The organism is Candidatus Dormiibacterota bacterium (assembly GCA_035635555.1).
Classification (GTDB): domain Bacteria; phylum Acidobacteriota; class Polarisedimenticolia; order Gp22-AA2; family Gp22-AA2; genus Gp22-AA3.
This window is the reverse complement of record DASQAT010000028.1, coordinates 194,955-202,735: the sequence shown is the minus strand read 5'-3', so window position 1 is coordinate 202,735 and position 7,781 is coordinate 194,955. Positions and strand designations below refer to the sequence as shown.

The window sequence follows — 7,781 nt, the reverse complement described above, 5'->3', positions numbered from 1 at the left end:
CTTTGAGTTTCAGCCTTGCGACCGTACTCCCCAGGCGGTGCACTTAATGCGTTAGCTTCGGCACTGGAGGGGTCGATACCCCCAACACCAAGTGCACATCGTTTAAGGCTAGGACTACCAGGGTATCTAATCCTGTTTGCTACCCTAGCTTTCGCGCCTCAGCGTCAGTACTGGTCCAGGAAGCCGCCTTCGCCACTGGTGTTCCTCCCGATATCTACGCATTTCACCGCTACACCGGGAATTCCGCTTCCCTCTCCCAGACTCCAGCCAGGCAGTATAAGATGCAATTCCACGGTTAAGCCGTGGGATTTCACATCAAACTTACCTGGCCGCCTACGCGCCCTTTACGCCCAATAATTCCGAGCAACGCTGGCCCCCTCCGTATTACCGCGGCTGCTGGCACGGAGTTAGCCGGGGCTTCCTCTAGTGGTACCGTCAAGGTCCGGAGATATTAGCCCCGGACCCATTCTTCCCACCCGACAGGACTTTACGACCCGAAGGCCTTCATCGTCCACGCGGCGTCGCTGCGTCAGGCTTTCGCCCATTGCGCAAGATTCCTCACTGCTGCCTCCCGTAGGAGTGTGGACCGTGTCTCAGTTCCACTGTGGCCGGTCGCCCTCTCAGGCCGGCTACCCATCGAAGCCTTGGTGAGCCGTTACCTCACCAACTAGCTAATGGGACGCGAGCCCCTCCTCAGGCGCCAACTTTCAATGAAGAGGTCGGCTTTAGATGCAGAGCCCGAAGACCCCGCATCGTCATCCGGTATTAGCCCGCCTTTCGGCAGGTTATTCCGGACCCAAGGGCAGGTTACCCACGCGTTACTCACCCGTTCGCCACTGTACCGGGGGTCTTGCGACCCCTTTCTCGTGCGACTTGCATGTGTTAGGCACGCCGCCAGCGTTCGCTCTGAGCCAGGATCAAACTCTCCATTTAAACTCGAAGCCCCGAAGGGCTTATCGCTTGGTTTGTCTGATCTGGTGATTGGTCTGACTGAAGCTCAGATCTAACGGACGCACTATTCAGTTTTCAAAGAGCAATTTTCGCGAGGGGCGTATTCTAGGAGAGCCTTGGGGGCCATGTCAAGCCCCTGAACGCATTAATTTTCCCTTGATCGACCCCGCATCCTTAATATAGGATACCTGCGTGAGAACGGCTCAGTGGGCTGGCGGTTCGCCCACTTTTTTATTTTAGGGAGGTCCCGGCTCCGCGGGCTCCCCCGCCGAGTGTCCGGGCCGTGAACAACATGGCAGCCGAGATCCTCGACAGGGTCACGACGCTGGCCCGCGAGATCCTGGAGTTCGCAGGGATGGAACTGGTTCATCTGGAGATGAAGCGCGAGCCCGGGGGGCTGCTCCTGCGGCTCTATATCGACAAGGATGGAGGCGTCACGCTGGATGACTGTGCCCGGGTCAGCCGCCAGCTTTCCGTGCAGCTGGACGTCGAGGATCCGATCGAGGGGCGGTACACCCTCGAGGTCTCCTCGCCGGGTCTGGACAGGCCTCTCCTCTCGGATCGCGATTTCGCGCGGTTCGCGGGCCGGCAGATCCGCCTTTCGACCCTCGTGCCGCTTCAGGGTCGACGCAATTTCCAGGGACGGCTGGACGGGCTCGTGGATGGATCGGTCCGGATGACGCTGGAGGGCGGGCACCGCGTAGATATCCCCCGCGACCAGGTGGCGAAGGCGCGGCTCGAGATCGAACTCTAGGAAACAAATTCCAAGGCTCGCGAGGAGAGGACGTCACGAATGAGCAATGAGATCTTTCAGGCCATCGAACAGGTCGGCCGGGAGAAGGGGATCGAGGTCGACATCATCATTCAGGCGGTGGAGGACGCCTACGCGGCCGCCGCCAAGAAGTATTTTCGCACCAAGGAAGACCTCGGGGCCAGGTTCGACCGCGACACCGGTTCTCTGGCGGTGTTCGCCCGCAAGAAGATCGTCGACGACGTGACCAATCCCGATCTGGAGATCTCTCCGAACGAGGCGGAGGAGATGACCCTGCCCGCCAACGAAGAAGGCATCGTGGAGATCCCGAAGCCCAAGGAGGAGCTGGCTCAGCTCGGACGCATCGCTGCGCAGGCCGCCAAGCAGATCATTTTTCAGAAGGTCCGGGAGGCCGAGCGCGACAACGTCTACAAGGAATACATCGGTCGGGCGGGAGAGCTTGTGAACGGTGTCGTCAAGCGGTTCGAGCGTGGCAGCATCATCATCGATCTCGGACGCACCGAGGGCATCCTGCCCAAGAAAGAACAGTCGAAGGCCGAGCGTTACAGCCAGGGTGACCGGGTCCGGGCCGTGATCGTCGACGTGGACCGGAACGCCAAGGGCCCCCAGGTCATCCTGTCCCGAACCGATGAGCGGCTCCTGATCAAGCTGTTCGAGATGGAGGTCCCCGAGATCTACGACGGAACGGTGCAGATCGAGAGGGCCGTGCACGATCCGGGTGATCGCGCCAAGGTGGCCGTGCGATCGAAGGACCGGGATGTCGATCCCGTGGGGGCGTGCGTCGGGATGAAGGGCTCGCGAGTGCAGTCGATCATCCGCGAGCTGCGCGGCGAGAAGATCGACATCGTCGAGTTCTCCGATGACGTCAGCACCTTCGTCACCAACTCGCTCAATCCCGCGAAGATCAACCGCGTGCAGATCACCGATCCCGAAAACAAGACGCTCGAGGTGGTCGTCGACGACGAGCAGCTGTCACTGGCCATAGGCAAGAAGGGACAGAACGTGCGCCTGGCGTCGCGTCTCGCTGGCTGGAAAATCGACATCAAGAGCGAGCAGGAAAAGAAGCGCGAGGTCCAGGCCGAGATGGAGCGCATGGCACGGGATGCCCGCGAGATGGCCGGCCTCGAAGGCGTGAGCGAGAAGCTCGTTCAGAAACTGCAGGAGGGCGGCGTCCAGAGTCTGGATGCCATCACCGCCTTCGGGATCGACGGGCTGACGAATGTCCCCGGAGTCGGTCCGAAGACCGCCGAGAAGATCCTCGCCGCGGCTCAGGCCGGGCTGCAGGCCCGCGCCGAACTCGAGGAGGCGGAGCGGATCGAAGCGGAACGCCTGGCGGCGGAGGAAGCGGCGCGCCAGTCCGAAGAGCAGGCGCGCCTGGCCGAGGAGGCGGCAGCCGAGGAGGCGGCCCGGCAGGCCGCGGAGTCCGCGGCGGAGGCCCCGGCCGCCAGCGCAGAGGACGACGAAGCCACCGAAGTCGGGGCGGAGCCGTCGGAGACCGATGAGGATGCCGCCGGTCCAGCGGCGGAAGAGGCTGCGACACCCCACGGCGAGACCCTCGATAGCACCGCCGGCGAGCGCAGGGAGGGCGACTAGATGGCGAAGATTCGCGTCGGTCAGCTCGCCAAGGAGCTCAACCTGAAGGTCGCCGATCTGCTGGCGCGCCTGCATGAGCTGGGTGCCGAGGCCAAGTCGAACCTGAGCACCGTCGATGACGAGGTTGCGGCACGACTGAGATCGGCCGCTCCCTCCGCCGGTAAGTCGCCGGCCGATGGCCCGGGCCCCACCCCGTCGGCCAAACAACCCGCGATTGCCAGAACGGTCCCGAGAACCGGCGCCCGAACTCAGTCTGCCGCCGAGACTGCGGGCGTTTCCCCGGTCGCGCCGAAGCCGGCTTCCCCGACGGTAAAGGGCACGGTCGGGACACCACTCAAGGGCAGCGTGGCGAAACCGGCCGCCGCCGCATCCGTCAAACCCCCGGTGAAGCCATCGGCGTCGACGCCGTCCGCCTCCGTTCCCCGCCCCGCCGGGGCGGTCGCGCGGCCAACTGTGCCCGCTCCAACGCGGCCAGGAGCACCCCTGGGGCAAGCGGGGCCGCACGCGACGCCGGCAACGCCGGGCACGCAGTCCCGTCCGATCCCGGTAGCACCGGTCCGGCCAGGAGGCACGAACATCCCGCAGCGACCGCAGGCGGCCACGGGAATTCCGAGGCCCGGCCTGGTCCGAGGTCCAGTCTCGGCCCCGGCGGCCCGTCCGGGGACTCCCCCCACAGCCACCGTACGCCCCTCGGCAGGAGTTCCTTCAGCCGGTCAGAAGCCCACCGGGATCCCCGCGCGCCAGACGTCGGGAGTGGTGCAGCCACAACGCCCGCTGCCGCCCCGCATAGGGGGTCCATTCAGCCCGGCCGCGCCCGGCGGCTCGAGGCCGGCGATGCCGCCGCGATCCGGAGCACCCTCCACGCCGCTCCGTCCCGTGCCGCGTGGCGAGGCGCCGCGCCGTACCGGTTCACCGGCCACGGCCGCGGCGACCGCCCAGGCGACGCGGCCGCAGGCCGTGCCGCCGCCGTTGACGCGCCCGGCTCCTCCCCCCCCGCCTCCCCAGGTGCCCGAGATCCTTCAGGGAATCACGATCACGGAGGGAGTGACGATCAAGGAGCTGTCCGAGAAGATGGATCGCAAGGCCAAGGACATCATCACGAAACTTCTCGGTCGGGGCATCATGGCCACGATCAACCAGCCCCTCGACGTCAACGTCGCGAGGGAGGTGTGCCGGGAGTTCGGATTCGACGCCAAGGTCATCACGTTCGAGGAAGAAGTGTCGATCGAGCAGACCCGGGAGGCCGTTCCCGCGGACATGCGCCCGCGCGATCCGGTCGTGACGATCATGGGACACGTCGACCACGGCAAGACCTCCCTCCTGGATGCGATCCGCGAGTCCAACATCGCCGGCGGGGAGGCCGGCGGCATCACGCAGCATATCGGCGCCTACCACATCCGCCGCCGTTCGCGCGGCATCACGTTCATCGACACACCCGGCCACGAGGCGTTCACCATGATGCGCGCGCGCGGCGCCAGGGTCACGGATATCGTGATCCTGGTCGTGGCGGCCGACGACGGCGTCATGCCGCAGACGACCGAGGCGATGCACCACGCCCGCGCAGCGGGGGTGCCGATGGTGGTCGCGATCAACAAGATCGACAAACCCGGTGCCAATCTCGATCGCGTGAAGAAGCAGCTCGCGGACCAGGGTCTCCTGGTCGAGGACTGGGGTGGTGACGTTGTGTCGGTGCAGGTCTCCGCCAAGCAGAAAACCGGTATCGACGATCTGCTGGAGATGATCCTCCTGTCCGCCGACATGCTGGACCTGAAGTCCGATCCTTCGTCCCTGGCGTCCGGCGTGGTCCTGGAGTCCCGGCTCGATCGCTCGCGCGGGCCGGTCGCCACGGTCCTCGTGCAGCGCGGCACGATCAGGATCGGCGATCCGTTCATCGCCGGCGCGATTCATGGAAAGGTGCGCGCCATGTTCGACGATCTCGGACACCGCGTGAAGGAGGCCGGTCCCTCCATCCCCGTCGAGGTCCTGGGCCTCGAAGGCGTCCCCGAGGCCGGGAACCCGTTCCAGGTGCTGGAGGATGAATGGAAGGTTCGGCAGATCGGGGCGTTCCGCCAGCAGAAGCTGCGCCAGGAGGCGATGGCCAAATCCTCGCGGCTCACCCTCGACCACCTGTACCAGCAGATCAAGGAGGGGATGGTCAAGGAGTTGCCGCTGGTGGTCAAGGCGGACGTCCAGGGATCGGTCGAGGCCCTCTCGAAGAGCCTCACGGACCTGCCCTCCGACAAGGTGAAGATCCGGATCATCCACGCGGGGTCGGGTGCGATCACCGAGACCGATGTCCATCTCGCCTCGGCCAGCAACGCCATCATCGTCGGGTACAACGTGCGTCCCGAGCGCAGCGCCCAGGACCTGGCCGAGAAGGAGAAGGTCGATATCCGGCTGCACTCGGTGATCTATGACATCACGAACGAGATCAAGAACGCCATGCTGGGGCTCCTGGAGCCCGAGGCGAAAGAGGTCTACCTGGGCAGGGCCGAGGTGCGTCAGGTCTTCAAGGTGCCGAAGATCGGCACGGTCGCCGGTTGTCATGTCGGAGACGGCAAGATCACGCGCAGCGCCGAGGTGCGCCTGCTGAGGGACAACGTGGTGGCGTACACCGGCAAGGTGGCCTCCCTGAGGCGCTTCAAGGACGACGCCAGCGAGGTGAAGGCGGGGTACGAGTGCGGCATCGGCCTGGCCAACTTCAATGACGTGAAGATCGGCGACATCATCGAAGCCTTCAAGATCGAGAAGATCGCCGTCAAGAACCTCTGAGGACCTGTCCCCCGCGCACCCGGGTCGGAAGCCGTGAACGTCGCACTCTGTGTCATCCAGATCCATCTGCCTGCGGTCGCATCTCTCAAGGAGAAGCGGCAGGTGCTGCGCAGCTTGAAGGACCGGTTGCGCCAGCACTTCAACGTCTCGGTCGCCGAAATCGATCACCAGGACCTCTGGCAGCGCGCCACTCTGGGAATCGTCGGCATCGCGGCCGCCCGGGTGCCCCTCGAGCAGACGTTCTCATCGATCCAGAGCGAGGTCGAGCGCAAGGTCCCCGGCGAAGTCCTGAGCTGCGACCTCGAGTTCCTCACCTGATGCGGTGGGGGCCCCCGTGGGCCCCGCGCCGGGAGACACCGTGAGCACGCGCACCGAGCGGGTATCCGATCTCATCAAGGGCGAGATTTCCCGGCTGCTCCTGCGGGAGGTGCGCGATCCGCGCGTCGGCTTCGCGACCATCACCGGCGCCACCGTCAGCCCGGATCTGAAAAGCGTGAGGGTGCACGTGAGCGTTCTCGCGGAGCCGGCCGCCCGGCAGGTGTCCATCAAGGCGCTCAATGCTGCGGCGGGATTCTTCCGGCGCGCGTTGTTCCGGAACCTGAGACTCCGCTTCGCGCCGAGCGTCGTGTTCGTTCTGGACGAGTCGCTCGATCGGGGCGACCGGATCGAGCGCGTGCTGCGGGAGATCCACGATCAGGACGGGCCGCGGACGCCCGGCGACGAGGAGGAGTAGTCATGGGCAGCGAACTGGACGGCGTCCTACTGCTGGACAAGCCCGAAGGCCCCACCTCCCACGACGTGGTGGCCCTGGCGCGCCGCGTGCTCGGCGTGAGGCGCATCGGTCACGCCGGCACGCTCGATCCGATGGCGACGGGGCTTCTTGTTCTGATGATCGGCAGGGCGACGCGCCTGGCGACGTTCCTGTCGGGCATGGACAAGACCTATCGCGGCGCGTTGCGTCTGGGGATCGCGACCGACACCTACGATCGGGACGGCGTCCCGACGGGTCCCGCGCGCGCCGTGGAGGTGGACGCGGCGGCCGTGGAGGCGGGGTTCGAGCGGTTCCGCGGAACCATCACGCAGGTGCCGCCCGTGTTCTCGGCGAAGAAGGTGCGCGGCACGCCGATGTACAGGCTGGCCCGCAGCCACAAGCCCGTGTCCCCGACCCCCACCACGGTGACCTTCCGGGTCCTGAGGTTCCTGGGACTCTCCGGAACGGACGTGACGTTCGAAGCCCAGGTGTCCGCCGGAACGTACCTCAGGGCATTCGCGCATGACCTCGGGGACATCCTGGGTTGCGGGGCGCATCTTTTCTCGCTCCGACGGGTGGCTGCCGGTCCGTTCTCCGTCGACGACGCGCTCACTCCCGACGACTTGATCGCGCTGGGGGCGCGCGCGACATCACGCATCACTCCGATGGAGGAGATTCCTCTGGGAATCCCCACACTGGTCCTCACGGCCGCCGGCACGCACGCCATCCGTCACGGCCGTCCCTGCGGACTGAGCGAGGTGGCGACGCCGGGCCCGCCTCTGCCCGCCGGACGCTGCCGCCTGAAGGGGCCCGAAGGGGCCCTCATCGGAATCGGCGAAGTCCAGCTCCGGGCTCCTTCCGAGGCCCGGCCGGTCATACGCCCCCAGATCGTGTTCACGGGATAGGACTCCCCCGGATCGCCTTTACAGGCCCCCCGACATG

The 7,781-nt window shown here is 65.8% G+C and carries 6 protein-coding genes, 1 rRNA gene and 1 pseudogene; 7 read left to right on the top strand and 1 reads right to left on the bottom strand.

Going from position 1 to position 7,781, the window contains the following annotated elements; genetic code table 11:
• Positions 1-933 (bottom strand): 16S ribosomal RNA (locus tag VEW47_07710); the annotation flags it as partial.
• Positions 934-1,243: 310 nt separating this feature from the next.
• On the opposite strand from VEW47_07710, the gene rimP reads away from it, so the two are divergent.
• The 7 genes and pseudogenes from rimP to truB all read left to right on the top strand — a co-directional run bounded on the left by rimP (position 1,244) and on the right by truB (position 7,744).
• Positions 1,244-1,705, top strand: a complete 462-nt coding sequence (rimP, locus tag VEW47_07705) for a ribosome maturation factor RimP (protein HYS05063.1) — start codon at positions 1,244-1,246, stop codon at positions 1,703-1,705.
• Between the two features lie 39 nt (positions 1,706-1,744).
• Positions 1,745-3,316, top strand: coding sequence for a transcription termination factor NusA (nusA, locus tag VEW47_07700; GenBank protein ID HYS05062.1), 1,572 nt, complete (start codon positions 1,745-1,747; stop codon positions 3,314-3,316).
• A pseudogene (locus VEW47_07695) lies at positions 3,317-3,445 on the top strand (translation initiation factor IF-2 N-terminal domain-containing protein).
• Between the two features lie 705 nt (positions 3,446-4,150).
• Positions 4,151-6,088, top strand: a complete 1,938-nt coding sequence (infB, locus tag VEW47_07690; GenBank protein HYS05061.1) for a translation initiation factor IF-2 — start codon at positions 4,151-4,153, stop codon at positions 6,086-6,088.
• 33 nt (positions 6,089-6,121) lie between these two features.
• Positions 6,122-6,406 (top strand): DUF503 domain-containing protein, encoded by a 285-nt coding sequence (locus tag VEW47_07685; GenBank protein ID HYS05060.1) that lies wholly within the window; start codon positions 6,122-6,124, stop codon positions 6,404-6,406.
• A 40-nt stretch (positions 6,407-6,446) separates the two neighbouring features.
• Positions 6,447-6,821: a 30S ribosome-binding factor RbfA gene (gene rbfA, locus VEW47_07680; GenBank protein ID HYS05059.1), complete on the top strand. Its 375-nt coding sequence runs from the start codon at positions 6,447-6,449 to the stop codon at positions 6,819-6,821.
• A gap of 2 nt (positions 6,822-6,823) precedes the next feature.
• The gene (truB, locus tag VEW47_07675; GenBank protein HYS05058.1) at positions 6,824-7,744 is read left to right on the top strand and encodes a tRNA pseudouridine(55) synthase TruB; all 921 of its coding nucleotides are present in this window, start codon (positions 6,824-6,826) and stop codon (positions 7,742-7,744) included.
• Positions 7,745-7,781 lie beyond the last annotated feature (37 nt).